General features: G+C 69.7%; 17 protein-coding genes. 5 read left to right on the forward strand and 12 right to left on the reverse strand.

Going from position 1 to position 20107, the window contains the following annotated elements; all coding sequences use genetic code 11:
• The first annotated feature begins 92 nt into the window (after nt 1-92).
• The 3 genes from HY68_RS28940 to HY68_RS28950 all read left to right on the forward strand — a co-directional run bounded on the left by HY68_RS28940 (nt 93) and on the right by HY68_RS28950 (nt 2448).
• Nucleotides 93-290 (forward strand): hypothetical protein, encoded by a 198-nt coding sequence (locus HY68_RS28940; RefSeq protein ID WP_198533364.1) that lies wholly within the window; start codon nt 93-95, stop codon nt 288-290.
• A gap of 8 nt (nt 291-298) precedes the next feature.
• Entirely contained in the window at nt 299-940 is a 642-nt protein-coding gene (locus HY68_RS28945; protein ID WP_241778710.1) for a hypothetical protein, read from the forward strand.
• 266 nt (nt 941-1206) lie between these two features.
• Nucleotides 1207-2448 carry a serine hydrolase domain-containing protein gene (locus HY68_RS28950; RefSeq protein WP_052457218.1) on the forward strand — a complete coding sequence of 414 codons (1242 nt, stop codon included), beginning with the start codon at nt 1207-1209 and terminating at the stop codon, nt 2446-2448.
• Between the two features lie 15 nt (nt 2449-2463).
• On the opposite strand, the gene HY68_RS28955 is transcribed toward HY68_RS28950, so the two are convergent.
• The 8 genes from HY68_RS28955 to HY68_RS28990 all read right to left on the reverse strand — a co-directional run bounded on the left by HY68_RS28955 (nt 2464) and on the right by HY68_RS28990 (nt 10983).
• Complete coding sequence (locus HY68_RS28955) at nt 2464-4278, reverse strand: glycoside hydrolase family 2 (protein WP_041994360.1); 1815 nt, start codon at nt 4276-4278, stop codon at nt 2464-2466.
• A gap of 79 nt (nt 4279-4357) precedes the next feature.
• Entirely contained in the window at nt 4358-4969 is a 612-nt protein-coding gene (locus tag HY68_RS28960) for a hypothetical protein (RefSeq protein ID WP_041994363.1), read from the reverse strand.
• Nucleotides 4970-4975: 6 nt separating this feature from the next.
• A complete protein-coding gene (locus HY68_RS28965; protein WP_041994366.1) occupies nt 4976-5812 on the reverse strand; it encodes a carbohydrate ABC transporter permease in 837 nt (278 codons plus the stop codon).
• The gene (locus tag HY68_RS28970; RefSeq protein WP_041994369.1) at nt 5809-6777 is read right to left on the reverse strand and encodes a sugar ABC transporter permease; all 969 of its coding nucleotides are present in this window, start codon (nt 6775-6777) and stop codon (nt 5809-5811) included. Before HY68_RS28970 ends, HY68_RS28965 begins: the two co-directional genes overlap by 4 nt.
• Nucleotides 6774-8111, reverse strand: a complete 1338-nt coding sequence (locus tag HY68_RS28975; protein WP_041994371.1) for an ABC transporter substrate-binding protein — start codon at nt 8109-8111, stop codon at nt 6774-6776. The genes HY68_RS28970 and HY68_RS28975 overlap by 4 nt, the downstream gene beginning before the upstream one ends.
• Nucleotides 8112-8192: 81 nt before the next feature.
• Nucleotides 8193-8921 carry a cupin domain-containing protein gene (locus HY68_RS28980; protein WP_041994374.1) on the reverse strand — a complete coding sequence of 243 codons (729 nt, stop codon included), beginning with the start codon at nt 8919-8921 and terminating at the stop codon, nt 8193-8195.
• A complete protein-coding gene (locus HY68_RS28985) occupies nt 8915-9838 on the reverse strand; it encodes a PmoA family protein (RefSeq protein WP_041994377.1) in 924 nt (307 codons plus the stop codon). Before HY68_RS28985 ends, HY68_RS28980 begins: the two co-directional genes overlap by 7 nt.
• On the reverse strand, nt 9835-10983 hold the full coding sequence (locus HY68_RS28990) for a Gfo/Idh/MocA family oxidoreductase (RefSeq protein WP_041994378.1): 1149 nt from the start codon (nt 10981-10983) through the stop codon (nt 9835-9837). Before HY68_RS28990 ends, HY68_RS28985 begins: the two co-directional genes overlap by 4 nt.
• A gap of 237 nt (nt 10984-11220) precedes the next feature.
• Here HY68_RS28990 and HY68_RS28995 point away from each other — a divergent pair, with 237 nt between their 5' ends.
• Both HY68_RS28995 and HY68_RS29000 read left to right on the forward strand, forming a co-directional pair.
• Nucleotides 11221-12264: a LacI family DNA-binding transcriptional regulator gene (locus tag HY68_RS28995; RefSeq protein WP_041994382.1), complete on the forward strand. Its 1044-nt coding sequence runs from the start codon at nt 11221-11223 to the stop codon at nt 12262-12264.
• Nucleotides 12265-12680: 416 nt separating this feature from the next.
• Nucleotides 12681-13469: an SAM-dependent methyltransferase gene (locus HY68_RS29000; RefSeq protein ID WP_041994385.1), complete on the forward strand. Its 789-nt coding sequence runs from the start codon at nt 12681-12683 to the stop codon at nt 13467-13469.
• Between the two features lie 53 nt (nt 13470-13522).
• Here the strand turns inward: HY68_RS29000 and HY68_RS29005 are convergent, their stop codons facing one another.
• The 4 genes from HY68_RS29005 to HY68_RS29020 form a co-directional block, all read right to left on the reverse strand.
• Nucleotides 13523-15046 (reverse strand): aldehyde dehydrogenase family protein, encoded by a 1524-nt coding sequence (locus HY68_RS29005; protein WP_041994388.1) that lies wholly within the window; start codon nt 15044-15046, stop codon nt 13523-13525.
• 102 nt (nt 15047-15148) lie between these two features.
• Nucleotides 15149-16708 (reverse strand): GMC oxidoreductase, encoded by a 1560-nt coding sequence (locus HY68_RS29010; RefSeq protein ID WP_041994391.1) that lies wholly within the window; start codon nt 16706-16708, stop codon nt 15149-15151.
• Between the two features lie 51 nt (nt 16709-16759).
• Nucleotides 16760-18352 (reverse strand): amino acid permease, encoded by a 1593-nt coding sequence (locus HY68_RS29015; RefSeq protein WP_041994394.1) that lies wholly within the window; start codon nt 18350-18352, stop codon nt 16760-16762.
• Complete coding sequence (locus HY68_RS29020; RefSeq protein WP_041994397.1) at nt 18349-19818, reverse strand: aldehyde dehydrogenase family protein; 1470 nt, start codon at nt 19816-19818, stop codon at nt 18349-18351. The genes HY68_RS29015 and HY68_RS29020 overlap by 4 nt, the downstream gene beginning before the upstream one ends.
• Between the last annotated feature and the right edge of the window lie 289 nt (nt 19819-20107).

Here is a 20107-nt window from a genome sequence, read left to right on the forward strand (position 1 = left end):
AACGACCCTATCCAGATCGTGCGCTGACGCCACCTGAGTTTCCATGGCCGAATCCCGTGGCGGTGTGGCAGTGGGTCCGGCATCATCCCGACGTGATGGTGATGCAACCCGTTCTGGAGGTCTTCGCTCCCGACGACTTCGCGCCCCGGCCGGGTCCGACCGACCCGCTCGGCGCGTTCTTGCGCGGGTTGCCCATCGTGCCCGACCCGCCGGGCACCGATGCCCAGCGCCGGAACCCGGGCCCAACAACGATCGGCGCGCGGGCGCTTGACCTGGGGCGCACACGATGACCAGCTTCATGACCCATCGAGCGCGCGTGCACGACGCCCGACTCCCTCTCCGCCGTCGGCACAGCGCGCTGCGGACCTGCCTTACCGTCTTCGCGCCGTACGGCTTGCGGGCGACTTACCACCATCTGACGCTCAGCGCCCGGATCCCCCGTAACTTGGAGGCGGACCCGGACGCGCAGGTGCGGGCGGTGGAGGAACTGTACGAGGCGCGGGTGCTGTGGCTGGCGCGGGCGCAGGAGTACGCGTCGCAGCGCCGGGCGGAGAAGCGGGCCGGGCGGCGGGCCGTGGCCGACCCGCGGCCGTGGTGGCTGTGGAACTGGTGGGACGGCCCGCACCGCGCCTGGTACGAAGACCCGTTCCGCCACCCGTCGTTGCGACTGCCCGAGTACGTCCGGCGGCAGAACGCGATTCTGGACGGCGCCGCTCTTCCCGGCTGCCCGGCCTGCGGGGACGAGGGACCGCTGGAGCCGAACTCGACCGGGCACGGTTGGGTCGAGCTGTGCCACGGATGCGCGTGGGCGCCGGAGCCATGCCCGTGCGGGCAGCGGCACCGGCTCGTGCCGGACATCCCGTACGGCTGGAACGAGACCTGGCGGCGGACCCACATGGGCGACGACGGCATGCCGAACTCACCCTGGCGGCCGGGCTAGGACCTGCGCGGTTCACGAAGGCCGCGAGGCGCCTCCGACATTCGTGACCTGACGCCACCACAACAGGGCAAGTGAACGGCGTTCAGTCGCCCCCGCCGACATCGCCGAAGCCCACCGGACGCGGTGTTGTCCCCACCGGTCACCGGGGGGGGGCTACGTCCACCATGCCCTCGGGTGGCAAGGCCATGTACCGGAGATCGTCCGGCGGATTGACTGAAACCCTTCCAGATCAGCGCCGGACATCGGCCGTCACCAAGGGGAACAGCATGCGCATCGCTATGTCAGGGACCGCAGGCAAGACCGCTGTCGCACTCGCCGTCGTGGCGGCGTCGGCGCTGCCCGTGGGGGCGCAGGCGGCGGGGCGTCAGCAGTCGGGGCCGACCGCGTCGGCCAGTGGCACCACTTACACCGCCGCCGATCTGAGGCGGGATCTCGCCGCGGTCAGGAAGGCCGGGGGAGGGGACGTGAACGTCGTCGCACGGCTGGACGCGCCGCAGGGTGTGCTGCGCGCGCGGTACGGCACGGCGGGTCTCGGATCGAAGGCGCCGGTGCCGTGGGACGCGCAGTTCCGGGTGGCGAGTACGACGAAGACGTTCACGGCGGTCGTCGTACTCCAACTCGTCGCGGAGGGAAGGCTTTCGCTCGACGACACGGTCGAGCACTGGCTGCCGGGCGTGGTCAGCGGGAACGGCAACGACGGCTCACGCATCACCGTACGGGACCTGCTCCAGCAGACCAGCGGTGTCTACGACTACATCACCGACCCCGACATGCAGGACGCCCTCCTCAACCACTTCGACGAGAACCGCTACGACGCGACGCCGCCCCGGGAGCTGGTCGCCGTCGCGATGCGGCACCGCCCCCTGTTCACCCCGGGACCGGCGGGCTCGGCGCGGCAGTGGTCGTACTCCAACACCAACTATCTGCTCGCGGCGATGATCGCCCAGAAGGCGGACGCCGGCGGCGCCTCCTGGCAGGAGCTGGTCGAACACCGGATCATCGCCCCGCTCGGGTTGCGGCACACCTACATCCCCGGCCAGAACCCCTTCCTTCCGGGCCCGCATGTGCGGGTCACGATCGACGGCCCCGGCGGTACACCGCTCGACCTGACCGAGCAGAGCCTCCAGCACACAGCGGACTCCGGTGTCGTCAGCACCACGTCCGACCTGAACACCTTCTTCGCGGCGCTGGCGGCGGGGAAGCTGCTGCCTGCCGACCTGTGGCGGCAGATGCGCGAGACCGTCCCGTACGACGACCTGCCGGTGCCGCCGTCGGGCAAGCAGGGCGGGTACGGGCTCGGTCTGCGCGAGATCCCGCTGACCTGCGGCGGGGTGTACTACCTGCACGAGGGCGACGGGCTCGGCGTGTACACCCGGCCCGCGGTGAGCGAGGACGGGCGCCGGGCCGTGACCGTATCGGTGACCACCACCACGGCTCTGATCGACCAGACGAAGGTCAACCAGGCCGTGCAGTCACTCACCGATCACGCGCTGTGCGGCCGCGGGTAGTGCTCCGTGAGCCCATCAGAGCCCCGAACGGCGCGCCGACCGGGGGCGGGTGAGGATGTCGCGCAGTTCGGCGGGCGGCATCTTCGGCCGGCGGTCCGCAGTCAACAGGCCGTTGATCTCCTGCTCGGTGTCGGTGAACTGGGTGTAACAGAAGCCGGCGAAACCTGAGTTCACCGCGGCCTCCACCAGGGAATCCAGCCGCTCTGCGAACTCCTGCTCCGTGGCGACGGTGTCGTAGCCGAACCACGTGGCGCCCTCGGCCGGTTCGAAGGTGGCCCCGCCGAACTCGCTGAGGACGACCGGCTGTCCTTCGTGCCGTACGCCGTCCAGCGTGAGGCGCTTCGCGCCCGGCCACTGGTCGACTATCGCGCCCCGCCGCAACGCGGCGTGTCCGTACCGCTCCCGCAGCACCTCCGCGTGCTGGGTGTAGTCGTGCACACCCCAGATGTCGGCGGCCGACACCTCCCAGCCGTCGTTGGAGACGGCAGGGCGCGACGGGTCCAAGGACTTGGTGAGGTGGTACAGGGCGTCCATGAAGTGCCGCTGCGCCGGGACGAGTCCGGGGTTCGGGACGGACCAGGACTCGTTGATCGGCACCCACGCGACGATCGAGGGGTGACTGAGGTCGCGTGCGACGGCTTCGGTCCATTCACCGACCGTCCGCTCGACGGTCGGTGTGCCGAAGGCGTACGCGGAGGGCATCTCTTCCCACAGCATCAACCCGATCCGGTCGGCCCAGTAGAGGAAGCGCGGATCCTCGATCTTCTGGTGGATGCGCAGCCCGTTGAGGCCGAGTTCCTTGGCCAGTTCGACGTCGCGGCGCAGTTCGTCGGCCGACGCCGACAGGTGTGACGCGGGCCAGTAGCCCTGTTGCAGCGCGAACCGCAAGAAGTACGGCTTGTGGTTGAGCAGGAAGACGCCGTCGCTCCAGTTGATGTCGCGCAGACCGAGGTACGAGGTGACGTGGTCGACGGGCGCGCCGTCGGCCGCGTCGCTGACCTCGACCGTCGCGTCCACGAGATGTGGGTGCTCCGGGCTCCAGAGCAGATCGTCGAGATCCTGTCCGTGCCGCAGGGCCGGCACAGCGACATCGAACACGGTCTCCTGCCCCTCGGTCAGGGTCCGTTGCTCGGCCAGTACGCGGTCGCCGAGGGTGAGCCGGACCGTCAGATGCAGCGGGCGCCGTGGCCATCGGCTGAGGTTCAGCCGGCAGTGCACGCGGGCGTGGGCGACGTCGGGCGTCCAGTGCAGGAGCGTCACATGCTCGTCCGGGACGTCCTCCAGCCACACCGGCTGCCAGATGCCGGACGTGCGGTGGTACCAGATGATGTGCGGATCCTGCTGCCAGTCCTGCTTGCCACGCGGCTGGGCCGCGTCGCGCGGCTCGTCCTCGGCGCGGACCACGACGACCTGCTCCCCGTCGTGGTCGATCGCGTCGGTGAGGTCGCAGGAGAAGCCGGTGTGGCCGCCTTCGTGACGGCCGACCAGGTGGCCGTTCACCCATACGTCGGCCCGGTAGTCGACCGCGCCGAAGTGCAGCAGGAGGCGCCGGCCCGCGGCCGGTACGGGCACGTCGACCGTACGGCGGTACCAGAGCACGGGATGGAAAGCGGTGTCGCGCAGGCCCGACGCCTCCGACTCGGGTGGGTAGGGCACGGTGATGGTCGCCGTGAAGGGTTCGGTGCTGTCCGGGTCCATCCAGCGGCCGGACCGTCCGCGGTCCTCGTCGTCGTAGGCGAATTGCCAGGGGCCCGACAGGTCGCGCCAGTTCGGGTCCCGTACGAGCTGCGGCCGAGGATGGCCCGCTGCTGCCAGGTGGGTGTGGGGCATGCGAGAACTCCGGTGGTGCCAGGCCCTGGGAGGGCGCAGGGAAGAGGAAAGGGGTGTGCGCGGCGAGGTCGTCCGGGTGTCAGGCGTCCTGCCGGCCCGGGGCGCGGCGGAGGTCCACCACGGTGCCGGCGAACGCCAGCGCTCCCGGCAGCAGTGGGATCAGCAGGGGCAGCGACCAGACGAGGAGCGCCGACAGGAGCACGGCGCCGGCCAGCAGCAGCGTGCCGCCCGGGTCGGCGGCCGCGCGGACGAGCGCCTCACGCGCGGACAGCCGGTACGGGGCCTCCAGCGCCGTGGCGCGCAGTCCCACGACCGCGGCGGCCAGCGTGACGACGACCAGGGCGACCGCCATGACATGCGCTCCCGGCATCGAGCTGCCCACCAATGCGGCGTCGACCAGCAGGACCAGGACGAACGCCGGTGGGATCAGCCCGACGGCGAGTGTGCGCCTGGACAGGAGCGTCCGCAGGTGGTCGGCGTACGTCGCAAACTTGACCTGCACGCCGTCGGCCGCGGTCTGCCGGAGCGTCGCCGAGGCGGCGGCGAAAGCTGCAGGGGCCGTGACGACCGGGAGGCACGCGAGGCTGGTGAGCAGACCGACGAGCAGCACGTCGGCGAAGAGGGTGAAGCTGGTCCCGAAGATCTCGCCCGGTTGCCGGCGGTCGGGAGGGGTGGCGGATGCGTGGGTCACGGAGCCTCAGCCCTTCAGTCCGGAGGTGGCCAGGCCCTGCACCAGATAGCGCTGGAACACGAAGAAGAACAGCACGATCGGCAGTACGGAGATCACCGACATCGCGAACATGGGTCCGTAGGCGGAGGTGCTGGACTGGTCGACGAAGCTGCGCAGGGCGAGGGTGATGGTGAACTTCTCCGGTGCGAACAGGTAGATCATCTGTGTGAAGAAGTCGTTCCACGTCCAGATGAACGTGAAGATGGCGGTGGTGATCAGCGCGGGCCGGCTCAGCGGCAGGGTGATCGACCAGTACGTGCGGAAGGGGCCGCAGCCGTCGATACGGGCCGACTCGTCCAGCTCGCGTGGCAGCCCGCGCATGAACTGCACGATCAGGAAGACGAAGAACGCCTCGGTGGCCAGGAACTTCGGCAGGATCAGCGGCCAGTAGGTGTCCACCATGCCGAGCCGGTTGAAGATGATGTACTGCGGGATCAGTACGACGTGGTGCGGCAGCATCAGCGTCGCCACCATGAACCCGAACATCACCTTGCTCATGCGGAAGCGCAGCCGGGCGAAGGCGTAGGCGGCCAGCGAGCAGGACAGGACGTTGCCGACGACGGCGCCGCCCGCGATCAGCAGGGTGTTGCCGAGCAGTCGGGTGACGGAGATGCCGGACACACCGTCGAGGGCCGTCGTGTAGTTGGACCACTCCAGGTGCTTGGGCCACAGGTCGAGGCTGGTCACCACCTCGTCGGCCGGTTTGAGCGACGTGGCCAGCAGCCAGGCCAGCGGATAGAGCAGCAGGAGCAGACCCACGACCGCGATCGTGTGCGGCAGCCACCGCTTCATGGCGATGTTCATCGTCCCTCCTCGTCCGCGTAGAAGACCCAGGACCGGGACGTCCGGAACAGGATCAGGGTGACCACACCGATGGCGATCAGCAGCAGCCAGGCCATCGCCGCCGCGTAACCCATGTGCGAGGCGGTGAAGCCGCGCTCGTACAGGTAGAGCGTGTAGAACAGCGTGGAGTCCGCGGGCCCGCCGTCACCGCCGCTGATGACGAACGCGGGGGTGAACACCTGGAACGACTGGATGGTCTCCAGCACCAGGTTGAAGAAGACGACAGGGGAGAGCATCGGCACGGTGATGGACACGAACTGCCGCCAGCGGCCCGCGCCGTCGAGGGCCGCGGCCTCGTAGAGGTCGGGGGAGATCTGCTGCAGCCCGGCCAGGAAGATCACCATGGGTGCGCCGAACTGCCACACCGTGAGCAGCACGACCGCGTACACCGCGAGGTGCGGGCTGCCGATCCAACTGCCGGTGTGGATGCCGACCTTGTCCAGGACGTTGGTGACCGAGCCGCCGTCGTTGAACAGCGCGCGCCACACCAGCGCGATGGACATGCTCGCACCGAGCAGGGACGGCGCGTAGAACGCCGAACGGTAGAAGGCCCGGCCGCGGTTGAGGTTCTTCAGCAGCACCGCCACACCGAGCGCGAAGGCCAGCTTCAGCGGGACGGCGATCACGACGTACAGCAGCGTCGTCCCCACCGACCGCCAGTAGCGCGGGTCGTTGGTGAGCATGTCGGTGTAGTTGCGCAACCCAACCCACCGTGGTGGGTCGAGGAGGTTGTAGTCCGTGAACGACAGGTAGAGGGAGACGGCCATCGGCACCAGGGTCAGTACGACGGCGCCGATCATCCACGGCGAGAGGAACACGTAGGCGGGCCACTGCCGTTCGCGCCTCGTGCGGCGTCGCCCGGCCGGGGCCTGCCGCTCCGCCGTCGGGCCCGGCCGTACGGCGGCCTTGGTCGACACAGTGCTCATGACGTCAGCTCCCGCTTGGCCTCGTTGATCAGTTCGCGCGCCGCTTCCCGTGGGGTGGACAGCTCGAAGATCACCCGCTGGTACTCGCGTTTGAAGGCGGTCTGGATCGCGATGTCGCCCCGTGGTGGTGCGCTGGGCGGCGCGTCGAGGCCGTAGGACTCCATCATTTGCGAGTACTGGTAGATCTCGTGCTCAGGGCCCTTGAGGGTCTTGGCGACGCGGTCGGCGATCACCCGGTTGGGCGGGGTGGACCGGGTGAAGCCCATGATGTCGCCCGCCCGCCGGTCGTTGAGCAGGAAGTCGACCAACTCCGCTGCCTCTTTGGGGTGTTCGGTGTGCGCGCCGACGCCGATGAGCATGGTGGGTTTGAAGTACTGTCCCGGGCGGCCCGCGGTCGTCGGCACGGGACCGAAGCGGATACGGTCGCCGAGCAGCGTGGTGTAGCCGGGGAAGGTCGCGTCCCAGGTGTAGTCGGCGGCGCCGTGCCCACGGCCCAGCGGGCTGGTCTCGGTGCTGTCGGCCTGCGCGGTGTCACTGGCCGTCGCGATGGCGCCTTCCTTGCGCAGCTTGTTGAGGAAGGTCCAGAACTCGGTGAGGTCGTTCTCGGTGAAGCCGAGCTTCTGCTGGCCGTCGTAGAGCTGCTTGCCCCGGCCGCGCAGCCAGTCCTCGAACACGTCCTCGTTGTCACCGCCGTTGTTGGAGCCCGTAACGGGGACTCCGTCCGGCGCCTTCAGGCCGAGGTCGGCGATCTTCTTGTTGGCGTCGGCCCAGTCCTCCCACGTCCAGCTCGGCTTCGGTGCCGGGACGCCGGCCTTCTTGTAGAGGGCGGAGTCGTACGCGTACCCGGTGATGCCCCGGCCCATCGGCAGGGCGTACTGCTTGCCTTCGTACGTCCCCGTGCGGACGAGTTCGTCGTCCATCTCGTCCGTGCGGATCGTCTTGTTCGCGATGTCCTTGCCGAGCGACATGAGCGCGCCGCCGCCCGCGTACTGCGAGATCTGCCGGTAGTCGAGCTGCGCCACGTCGGGTATATCGCCGCCGGCCGCCTGGGTGGCCAGCTTCTGGAGGTACGAGCCGAAGTCCGCGTTCGAGGTGCGGACGGTGACGCCGGGGTGCTCCTTCTCGAAGAGCCGCACGGCCTCGTCGGTGCGCGCGGCACGGTCGTCGTTGCCCCACCAGGTGAAGGTGAGGGTCACTCCTTGGGACGCCGTACCGCTCTCGGCGGAACACGCGGAGAGCGTGGCCGTCAGGGCCGTGCTGAGACCGACGACGGCCGCGGCCAGTACGGCCCGGCGGCGTGGGAGTCGGCGCCGCCCGCTTCGGGGCTCGGGCATAGGGGCCTTCCAGGGGAGAGGGAGGTGAATGGGGGAGGAGGAGGGTGGTTCGCTCCGGGGGCGGAGCGACGGCTCGCGCCGTCAGATGCCGGCGTAGACGTCGAGCCGGCCGCACATGCCGAACCGCCCCCGTGCGGTGGGTCCGGTCGCGGTGACCGTGGCCTCGGCCAGATGCCGTACGTCCTGAGCACGCAGCGCGCCGAGTTGGGCCCGCGTCGCCGACGCGGCCGCGTGTGCGCCGTCCTTCCAGCGCTGCTCCCACGCGTCGAGCAGGGGCCGCACCAGCTCGCCCGCCGCCCGCTGGAACTCCGTCAGCGGCTTCGGGTCGCCGGCTTCGGTGGCCTCGCGCAGTTCGAGGAAGCGCCGGACCGCCAGGTCGCGGCGGGCGCGTGCGACCGCCACCTGCTCGGCCTCGGGGACATCGGCGGGGATACGCACCGCGTCCGTGTACACCTCGCGATCGGCGAGCAGATCCTGCGGCAGCGTCAGCACCGCGTCCCCCGCCTCCGGCAGTCCGTTGTTCTGCATCACGACGGTGATCTCAAGACCGCCCTCGTTGATGAGCCGGTGGATCGTGCCCGGGGTGAACCAAGCCACCGTGCCCGGCTCCAGGGGCGTCTCGCGGAAGCCGGAGACGGTGAGGGTCTGCACGGCTCCCCGGCCCGCCGTCACGACGTACCCCTCGCTGCAGGTGAGGTGCAGATGCGGGGTGCCTCCGCCGGGACGGCCGTCGGCGGTGGGCCAGTCGTACACGCTCAGCCGGGACACGCCGACCGCCCCGGGAAAGCCGTCGTACGTCGCGCTCACCATGCGTGTGCCTCCAGATGCGCGGCGACCTGACCGCGGTCCCAGGCGCCGTCGGCGACGAGGACGCGATAGCTCCGGGTGAGTGTGTCGCCGGGGGCGAGTACCAGCTCCTCGTGGAACGCCCAGGACGGTGCGACAGCGGCGAACGGGTCACTGCGCACGAACCAGTGCGCCGGGTGCGTTCCGTTGCCGCCCGCGTGGTCGTTGGCGGGGGCGTGCTCGAAGACGACCGTGGCATGGCCGTCGCGGCCGTCGTGCTCACCGACGTAGGCCAGCCAGGCCGCCTGACTGCCCATCAGGTCCCCGGTCCCCGCCTCGGCGGTGAAGACCTGGCCGTCGCGGAAGGCGCGCGGACCGCGCCAGAACAGACCGGTGTATCCGGCGGCCGGCCGGCCGTGGGTGGTGGGGCTGCCGAACCGCAGCGGTTCCGTACGCCGGTTGGTCACGGCCGACGTCCAGGTGAACGACCAGCTGCCGGCCCGCTGATCGACGTCGCGCACCTCGATGCGGCGCTGCTCCTCGGCCCACAGCTCCCCGTCGTACGGGTGCCAGGTCAGGCGCTCGGCGATGACGGCGCCGCCGCCCGCGGCCGAGACTTCGTCGAAGGCGACATGAGCCATCGAGCCGACCCGCTCGGGCAGTTCGAGATACCCCTCGCCGTGCACATAGGTGTTGCCGCCCCACAGATTCTGGCCCGACAGATGGGAAGCGGTCAGCTGCAGCCCCTTGTGCCAACGGTGGTCGTTGGGGCGGTAGTCGGTGACCAGCCCGCCGGACAGGGTCCGGATCGGATGGAGGTACGGCTTGGGTGCCTCCCACGCGGCCTCCGGGCGGTACACATAGGTGAACAGCTCGGTGCCGGTGGCTTCGTGGGCGACGGTGATGCGGTCGCCGTGGGCATGGGTCAGTGCGAGCGTCATGCGTGATCCTGTTCCGTGCGGGAATCGGCCGGCGCCCAGCCCGGAGCGCCGCCGTGCAGTGCGGTGTAGTAGGGGTCGCCCGGCCCGATCTCCCCGGCGTGTACGGGGGTGTCGGTGAACGCGGACTTGTACATGGCGGTGATGAATTCGAGCGTCCGCCGGCCACCGGCGCCGCTGGTGGCGTGACGCCGTCCCGCCTTGATGTCGGCCACCAGGGACCGCAGTTGGGCCAGGTGCGAACTGGGTTCGTCGGCGCCGAAGTCGCGCCAGGCCGCCACGGTCTCCTCAGGAACGCCCAGGGCCGGGGTGATGCGCCAGTCCGCGTTGCGGTAGCCATACAGATGGGTCAGCTCGATCGTGGCACGCTCACAGTCGATACGGATCCGGCTGACCTCGTCCGGGCTGAGCACGCTGTTGACGACGGTGCCGAGCGCGCCGCCGGCGAACCGGACCTGGGCCGTTGACACGTCCTCGGTCTCCACGTCGTGGACGAGCCGCGCCGCCATGCCCCGTACCTCGGTCCACGGGCCCATCAGGTCCAGCAGCAGATCGGTCTGGTGGATGCCGTGCCCCATGGCGGGGCCACCGCCCTCGGTCGCCCAACGGCCGCGCCACGGCGCCGAGTAGTAGGCGTCGTCCCGGTACCAGGTGGTCTGGCAGTGGGCCACCAGCGTACGGCCGAATGCGCCGTCGTGGAGCAGCCGCCGCACGTGCCGCGCACCGGAGCCGAAGCGGTGCTGGAAGACGATGGAGGCGTACGGGCCGGCTTCGCCGCCCTTCTCCGCCGCCTCGACCGCGTCGTAGTCCGCCAGCGAGGGGCACGGCGGCTTCTCGCACCACACCCAGGCACCGGCCTTGAGCGCGGCCACGGACTGCTCCCGGTGGACGGCGGGCGGGGTGCACAGCACCACGAGATCGGGACGTACGTCGGCCAGCATCGCGTCGAGGTCCGTGGCGGCGTACCCGATGCCGGCCTCGTCGGCGAACGCGCGCACCGCGTCCTCGGCGACATCGACGGCGGCGACGAGCTCCGTCTCTCCCTCGGCCGCCAGGGTGCGCAGCGCCGGCAGATGGCTGGAGCGAGCGATTCCTCCCGTCCCGACCACGGCTGTGCGCAGTGGTGGGTTCGAGCGATGCGAGGACATGCGGACCCTCTCGTGAGGCAGACAAAGGGAGCGCTGCGGGGCAGCGCGCGTACGACGGTCGCCGAGCCGCTTTCGACCGTTTCCGAGGTGGTCGTTTCCGATCGGTTCTAACGTTGTAACCGCCGTGTATCGTCGAGGTCAACCCTTCGTCGGAAATGGGATCGGGCCGGCTCGGAGCCCTGCTACCTGGCCCGGACCAGTGCATAATCAGGGAAAACAAGAAGATGGGGCTGGTCAGTGGCAGCGGTGACAGTCAAGGATGTGGCGGAGCGGGCCGGGGTTTCGATCAAGACCGTGTCCAACGTTGTACGTGGCGCACCCAAGGTGTCCGAAGCGACGCGGACACGGGTGATGCAGGCCGTGCGGGAGCTGGGCTACCGGCCGAACGCCTCCGCGCGCCGTCTGCGCACGGGGCGCAGCGGTCTCATCGGCCTCGCCGTCCCGGATCTGGCCACGCCCTACTTCGCGGAACTCGCCCACCACGTACGCGCGGAGGCCGCGGCGCTGGGCTTCACCGTCCTCATCGAGGAGACGCTGGGGGACGCGACGGAGGAACTGCGCCTGGCGACCGGCGTCGGCGCTTCCCTGCTGGACGGCGTGATCCTCTCGCCCCTGCATGTCTCGCTCCACGAACTCGCCCCCGTCGCGAACGAGTTTCCGCTGGTCCTGCTCGGTGAGCGCAGTTACGAGCGGGATCAGGTCGTCGCCGACCACGTGCTGATCGACAACGTCGCGGCGGCGCGTGAAGTCACCGCGCATCTTGCGGGCCTGGGCCGTTCGCGGATCGCCGCCGTCGGAGTGGACCGGCAGGGGTCGGCGACGAGCCGTCAGCGCCTTGAGGGTTTCCAGCAGGCGCTGCACGACGCCGGCCTGACGTTCGATCCCCGACTCGCGCCGCCGGTCAAGGAGTTCGGCCGCCGGGACGGACTGCTGGCGACGCGCGCCTTGCTGTCGCTGCCGGCGGCCCAACAGCCCGACGCGGTCTTCTGCTTTAGCGACATGCTGGCCAGCGGCGCACAACGGGCCCTGTACGAGGCGGATATGAGCATCCCCGAGCACGTCGCGGTGGCGAGCATCGACGGCTCGGAGGAGGCGCTCTACAGCACGCCCTCCCTCACCTCCGTGGTGCCCGACAAGGCCGCGGTCGCCTCCCTGGCCGTGAAGTGCCTGGCGACCCGCATCCGCGCGGAGACCCCGCCCCCGTTCGAGGTGCACATGGCCCCGCACTGGCTGGAGGTAAGAGAGTCCACGGACGGCGTGCGGCGACCTCTGTCGCCGTGAGCGGCGCCGGTATCGGTGCCCGCTCGGAACGCGCTCTGCCATTCGCGGCGATCGTATGGAGAAGCGCGGGACTCTTCGGATGCGTCTGTCCAAGCACGTGATTGCCGCCGCCTTCGCGGCTGCCGCGACCCTCACCGCCCTCGCGCCGCAGGCCATGGCAGTTCCCCTGGCCGGGGGACCAGCACGGCGCCCCCGGCCGACGCTCACCCCAACGCCTCGGTGAGGCTCAACGACAGCGGTACGTTCACGGTGCGGTGCGGATCGCCCTGCTACCAGTAGCCGGATCCCGTACCGAGGGCCTTCCCCCGCACGGCAGTTGCTATTTTGTTCGCAGCCCAGAGGGCCGTGACCGACCGACAGGTCGGTCGCAGCGCTGCGCCGGACCGCCACCGCCCGCCCCGTGTAAGGAGCCGTTCATGACGGCAGGTACGCCCAAGGTTCAGATCGACACCAGCAAGCCTCACCCGGCGCGGGTCTACGACTGGCTTCTCGGCGGGAAGGACAACTATCGCGTCGATCAGGAGGTGGGCGAGAAGCTCCCTCCGGAGGCGAAGGACGCCGCGCGGCAGAATCGCGCGTTCATGAATCGGGCCGCGGCGTGGCTGGCCGGCACCGGGGTCGATCAGTTCCTCGACATCGGCACGGGCATCCCCACCGAGCCGAACCTTCACCAGATAGTCCAGGAGATCAACCCGGCGGCCCGCATCGTCTACACCGACAACGATCCCATCGTGCTGCGGCACGCGGAGGCCCTGCTCGTCAGCACGCCCGAAGGCGTCACGGACTACATCCAGGCGGATGTGCGCGAGCCGGAGACGATCCTCCAACACGCCCGGCAGTTCCTCGACTTCGACCGGCCGATCGCGCTCTCCCTCATCGCGCTCATGCACTTCGTCCCCGACGAGCAGGACCCGTACGGCATCGTTTCCACGCTGGTCGAGGCCCTGCCGCCGGGCAGCGCTCTGGTCCTCTCGCACGCCGCGTCGGACCGGTACACGGACCTCGCAGACCTGGTCACCGCCCAGTACGCCAAGGGCGGGATCAAACTGGGATTCCGCACCCGGGAGGAGGTCGGCCGCTTCTTCGACGGTCTTGAGATCCTGGACCCCGGCCTGGTCACCGCCCCCGAGTGGTTCCAGGGCGCGGCCGCCCCCGAGCCCGAAGGCAGCGGCATCTACGCGGCGGTTGCCCGAGTCGTCGGCTGAAGAGAAGGGCGCCTGCCGGGCAACTGCCCCGGTCAGGCGCCCCCTTCCCGCGTCTAGAAGAAGCCCAGCTTCTTCGGTGAGTACGACACGAGCAGGTTTTTGGTCTGCTGGTAGTGCTCCAGCATCATTTTGTGGTTCTCGCGGCCGATCCCCGACTGCTTGTAGCCTCCGAACGCCGCGTGTGCCGGGTACGCGTGGTAGCAGTTCGTCCAGACCCGGCCCGCCTGGATCGCGCGGCCCGCGCGGTAGGCGGTGTTCATGTCCCGGGTCCAGACACCCGCGCCCAGGCCGTACAGGGTGTCGTTCGCCGTCTTGATCGCGTCGTCGAAGTCGCTGAAGGACGCGACGGCGAGCACCGGGCCGAAGATCTCCTCCTGGAAGATCCGCATGCGGTTGTCGCCCTCGAAGATCGTGGGCTGGACGTAGTAGCCGCCCGCGAGTTCGCCGTCGTAGTCGATACGGTGCCCGCCCGTCAGGACCTTGGCGCCTTCCTGCTGGCCGATGTCCAGATACGAAAGGATCTTCTCCAGCTGGTCGTTGGACGCCTGGGCGCCGATCATCGTGTCCGTGTCCAGCGGGTGGCCCGGCACGATCGCCTCGGTGCGGGCGACGCCCGCCTCCAGGAACTCGCTGTAGTGGCCGCGTTGGATGAGCGCCCTCGACGGGCACGTACACACTTCGCCCTGGTTGAGGGCGAACATGGTGAAGCCCTCCAGCGCCTTGTCGCGGAAGTCGTCGTCCGCCGCCCAGACGTCGTCGAAGAACAAGTTCGGGCTCTTGCCGCCCAGTTCCAGGGTGACCGGCTTGATGTTCTCGGAGGCGTACTGCATGATCAGCCGCCCTGTGGTGGTCTCGCCGGTGAAGGCGACCTTCGCGACGCGCGGGCTGGACGCCAGTGGTTTGCCCGCCTCCACACCGAAGCCGTTGACGATGTTGACCACACCGGGCGGCAACAGGTCGGCGATCAGGCTCATCCAGAAGTGGATCGAGGCCGGCGTCTGTTCGGCCGGCTTGATCACCACGGCGTTCCCCGCGGCCAGCGCCGGGGCCAGCTTCCATGTCGCCATCAGGATGGGGAAGTTCCACGGGATGATCTGCGCCACGACGCCCAGCGGCTCGTGGAAGTGGTACGCGACGGTGTCGTCGTCCAGCTCGCTCAGCGAGCCCTCCTGGGCCCGCAGCGCGCCGGCGAAGTAGCGGAAGTGGTCGATGGCCAGCGGGATGTCGGCGGCCAGGGTCTCCCGTACCGGCTTGCCGTTCTCCCAGCTCTCGGCGACCGCCAGCTCCTCCAGATGCGCCTCCATCCGGTCCGCGATCTTGTTGAGGATGTTGGCGCGCGCCTCGGCCGACGTCTTCGCCCAGGCGGGGGCGGCGCCGTGCGCGGCGTCCAGGGCGCGCTCGACGTCATCGGCGGTGCCGCGCGCTATCTCGGTGAAGGGGCGGCCGTTGACCGGGCTCGGGTTCTCGAAGTACTGGCCGCGGGCCGGCGGGACGAACTCGCCGCCGATCCAGTGGTCGTAGCGGGACTCGTACGAGACGATCGCGCCCTCGGTGCCGGGCGCAGCGTAACGGGTCATCTCTGTGGCCTCCCGATTCCGCGCCGCCCGCCGTTGGACGGCGCCGGAACCGAGGCTAGGAACCCGTACGTTGCAACGAGGTTGCGTGCCCGGCGGCGGTGCTCAGCCCGCCTTGATCATGTCGGCGCACTTCTCGCCGATCATCATCGTCGTGATGCACGGGTTGACGGCGGGCAGGAACGGCATCACGGACGCGTCCGCCACCCGCAGCCCGGTGACGCCCTTGACCCGCAGCTGCGGGTCGAGCGGCGACTGCGCGTCGTCGGCCGCGCCCATCCGTACCGTGCCCGCCGGGTGGTAGACGGTGTTGTGCGTCTCCCGGATGTACGCGAACAGCTCCTCGTCGGACTGGGCCGCGGGACCCGGGGCCAGTTCGGTGCCCGTCCACTCCGCCATCGGTGCCTGCGCCGCGATCTCACGGGCCAGGCGCAGCCCGTACGTCATCACGCGGCGGTCGTGCTCGTCGGTGAAGTAGCGCGGGTCGACCTTCGGCTTGTCGCGGAAGTCACGGGTGCGCAGCCGCACGGTGCCCATGGAGCGGGCCCTGGTCACGTTCGGAGTGAGACAGAACGCGTTGTCCGTCGTCGGATAGCCGCGCCGGTAGGTGTTCATGTCGAACGGCACCGAGCCGTAGTGGAACATCAAGTCGGGTCGGTCCAGGCCGGGTTCGGTGTTGGCGAAGATCCCGATCTCCCACCACTGGGTGGACGAGCTGACCATCGGCTGCTTCGCCTCCCACATGATCACGCCCTCCGGGTGGTCCTGCAGGTGCGAGCCGACGCCGGGGGAGTCGACCCGTACGTCCACACCGGTCTCCCGCAGATGAGCGGCCGGGCCGATGCCGGACAGCATCAGCAGCTTCGGCGAGTCGATGGCGCCGCAGGCGACGATCACCTCGCGCCGCGCCGAGACCGAGCCGCTGTGGATGGTGTCGGGCTCCAGATACTCGACGCCCGTACAGCGGTTGCCGTCGAACAGCAGCCGCTTCGCCTGGAGGTCGGTCCGGATCTCCAGATTGGGCCGGCTGCCGATGAGCGGGTGCAGATACGACACGGAGGCGGACGACCGGGTGCCGTCCTCGCGGGCGTTGATCTGGAACTGGTGCGCGCCGCGCACCACGGTCGTACCCGTGTTGAACGGTGTGGTCGGGATGCCGGCCGCCGCGCAGGCCTCCAACAGGGCGACTCCGCACGGGTCGTGGGGCGGCACCGTACGGATCACGACGGGACCGGAGCGGCCGTGGTGGTCACCGGGCGCGTCATTGGTCTCCAGCCGCTTGTACAGCGGGAAACAGTCGGCGGCGCTCCACCCCGTACAGCCCAGCGCGCCCCACTCGTCGAGATCCTCGGCCGGCGCCCAGAAGGCGATGCAGGAGTTGTGGGACGAGCAGCCGCCCAGAACCTTGGCGCGCGCGTGGCGCATGAAGCTGTTGCCGTTCTCCTGCGGCTCCACCGGGTAGTCCCAGTCGTAGCCCGACTCCAACAGGGCCATCCACCGGTCCAGTTGCAGGACGCTGTCGTCGCCGACGTCCGAGGGGCCCGCCTCCACCACACAGACGGTGACGGCCGGGTCCTCCGTCAGCCGGGCGGCGACGACGGCTCCGGCCGTACCGCCGCCGACGACGACGTAGTCGAATTCGTGCACAGGAGTTCCGGCGGGCATGACTGCTCCAGTTCGTTGGTCAGGCGACGGCTCAGCGGAGAGGTGACCGGCTCAGGGGGCCGGCGGCGGTGTCGGCTCGACGGGTACCGCCCTCGCCGAGTCGATGACGGCGATACGGCCCCGCTTCACGAACCAGTAGTAGGCGAAGCCGGCACCCGCGATGATCCCGATGTACAGGAACGCGCCCCACTGCAGATACCAGTGGAAGGGCGGCGCCGCGTTATACACGTCACGGCGCGGCCAGGCGAGGTTGACCGACATGGCGGTGCCCCAGAGCACCGCCAGGATGTTGACCGGCAGGCCGAACTTGCCGAGGGAGAAATGGCCTTCGGCCGGCTGCCACTGACCGCGCAGCCGCTTCCACAGCATCGGCGCGGTGACCAGCAGATAGGCCAGGTAGATCATGATGATCGCGATGCTGGTGACCACCGAGAAGATCTGCGGCTGGTCGATGTTGAGTACGAGAATGCCGATCGCGACGAGCCCGATGACCACGGCGGGGAACACCGGAGTCTGGAAGCGCGGGCTCACCCGCGCCACCAGCGACGAGAACGGCAGGCAGTTGTCGCGGGCCATCGCGAAGGCGAGCCGGATCCCCGCGGTGTGCACGGCCAGCTCGCAGACGGTGATGGCGATGACGACACACCACAGCACGATCTGACCGATGGTGTGACCCAGGGTGGAGAGGACCACGAACTGCAGCCCGTCGACGGACAGTTTCTTCGACGTCAGGTCCGGCACGGCGAGCAGCGCGAACAGCAGGATCAGCCCGCCGATCAGGAACGAGGCGCACAGCGCGCGCAGGATCGCCCGTGGTGCGTTGCGGCTCGGGTTCACCGACTCCTCGCCGAGCGAGGACGCGGTGTCGAATCCGTACATCACATACGCCGAGGCGAGGGAGGCGGTCAGGAACGCACCGAAGTAGCCCAGTGGTTGGCCGCTGCCGAAGCCGTGGGTCTCGGTGATGGCGCTGGGGCCGCGGGTGATGTGCGCGGCCAGCAGCCCGATCAGCACGACCGCCGCGATCAGCTCGATCATCACGCCCGCCGAGTTGATCCGGGCCATCAGCTTGACGCCGAACGCGTTCACCAGCGTGGTGAAGATGATCAGGACGGTGCCCAGGAGCACCGCGTTCTTCGCCGCGTCGGACTTCCCCGTGCCGTCTCCGACGAACTGGAAGGCGGAGGAGATCTGCGGCAGTGTGACCTGGTACGCGAGCGCGACGGCCGCCAGTGACACTATCGTCGCCGTGACCATCATCCAGCCGCCCAGCCAGCCGATGTGCGGCCCGCCGAGCTTCTTCGACCAGTTGTAGATCGACCCGGCGACGGGGAAGCGCGCCGCCAGTTCGCAGAAGCAGAGCGCCACCATCAGCTGCCCGACGAAGACCATCGGCCAGGACCACCAGTAGGCGGGTCCGCCGAAACTCACACCGAAGTAGAACAGCTGGAACGTCCCGGTGAGGATCGAGATGTAGCTGATCCCGGCTGCGAACGTGTGGAAGTTGCCGAGCGTCCGCTTCAGTTGGGGCTTGTAGCCGAAGTCCGCCACCGAATCGTCGTCGGAAGGGCCGGTGGCCTGCGCCGGGCCGGTGGCGCCGGACTCGCCGGGGAAGGGGTCCTGCGAGGTGTTCTTCCTGCTCATTCGAACCACCCCAGCGGCCTCGGCTCAAGATTGCGCCACACGTGTTTGGCCTCCTGGTACTCGGCCAGCCCCGCCGGGCCCAGTTCCCGGCCGAACCCGGACTGCTTCATGCCGCCCCACTCGGCCTGCGGCACGTAGGGCTGGAAGTCGTTGATCCACACCGTGCCGGCCCGCATCCGCGCCGCCACCCGGTGCGCCCGGCCGACGTCCTGCGACCAGACGGCCCCCGAAAGGCCGTACACCGTGTCGTTGGCGAGCGCGACGGCCTCGTCCTCGGTCGTGAACCGCTCCACCGTCAGGACCGGCCCGAACGACTCGTCACGTACGACGGACATCCCGGGCGTGCACTCGTCCAGCACGGTCGGCAGGTAGTAGAAGCCGTCCGCCAGCGCCGGGTCGTCGGGCCGGGCGCCGCCGCAGCGCAGCACGGCGCCCTCGGCGACACCGGCCGCCACATACGCCTCGATCTTGTCGCGGTGCGCCGCCGAGATCAGCGGGCCCGTGCGGGCGTGCTCGTCGAAGGGGCCGCCCATCGGGATCGCGCGGGCGCGGGTCACCACGTCCTCGACGAACGAGTCGTGCAACTCGTCCTGGACGAGCAGCCGGGCACCCGCCGAACAGACCTGACCCGAGTGCAGATACACCGCTGTCAGGGCGTAGTCGACGGCCGTCTCGTAATCCGCGTCGGCGAAGACGATGTTGGGGTTCTTGCCGCCCAGCTCCAGGGCCAGCTTCTTCACCGTCGGTGCCGCGGCGGCCATGATCCGCCGTCCGGTGACCAGACCGCCGGTGAACGACACCATGTCGACGCGCGGGTCTTCGCTGAGCGGCGCGCCCGCCGTGGCCCCCGCGCCGAGTACGAGATTGGCGACGCCGTCCGGGAGTCCCGCCTCGGTCAGCAGCCGCATCAGCAGGATCGCGGTGTGCGGTGTCAGCTCGCTCGGCTTCAGTACGAAGGTGTTGCCGGCGCCGATCGCGGGGGCGACCTTCCACGAGGTCTGCAGCAGCGGGTAGTTCCACGGGGTGATCAGCGCGCACACCCCGACCGGCTCGTGCACGACTCTGCTGTCGATGGCGGGGTTGCCGGTGTCGACGATCCGGTCGGTGCCGCCGGCCGCCACCAGATTGCCGAAGTAGCGGAAGCAGTTGGCGATGTCGTCCATGTCGTACTCGCTCTCGACCAGCCGCTTCCCTGTGTCCAGGGACTCGGCCCGAGCGAGGATGTTCTTGTCGCGCTCCAGCAGATCGGCGACGCGCAGCAGCAGTCTGCCGCGCTCGGCGGCCGGCGTCGACGGCCATGGACCGCGGTCGAAGGCGCTGCGGGCGGCGCCGATCGCGGCCGCCGCGTCCTTCGGACCCGCCTCGTCCACCGTCGCCACCAACGTGCCGTCGGCCGGGCAGCGGATGTCGCGTACGTGCCCGTCGACGGCCGATGTCCACTTGCCGCCGATGAACAGCTCGGGCATGGGGGCTCCTCCGGTCGGGACGGGTCGACTACCCGAAAGGGGAGTCCGGCACACCTGCCGGGGCGCGGACCACACGCCCCGTCAGCCGACACTAAACAGCGGGGGCCGCCACCGCCGTGTGTGACGCGCCGGGTATGTGACGGTCCGTCGAGTTACGCCGGGCCGTGCGGGCGGGCTCCGTGCCGGTCCGTCAGGCGCCCTGCAGTCCGTCCAGCTCGCGTACGCGCGCCAGCGCCGAAGGCCGCTGCCGTACGGGGAGGGCGGCGGCGAGCGCCTGCCACACCGGCAG

Source organism: Streptomyces sp. AcH 505 (genome assembly GCF_000818175.1).
In the GTDB taxonomy this organism is placed as follows: Bacteria; Actinomycetota; Actinomycetes; order Streptomycetales; family Streptomycetaceae; genus Streptomyces.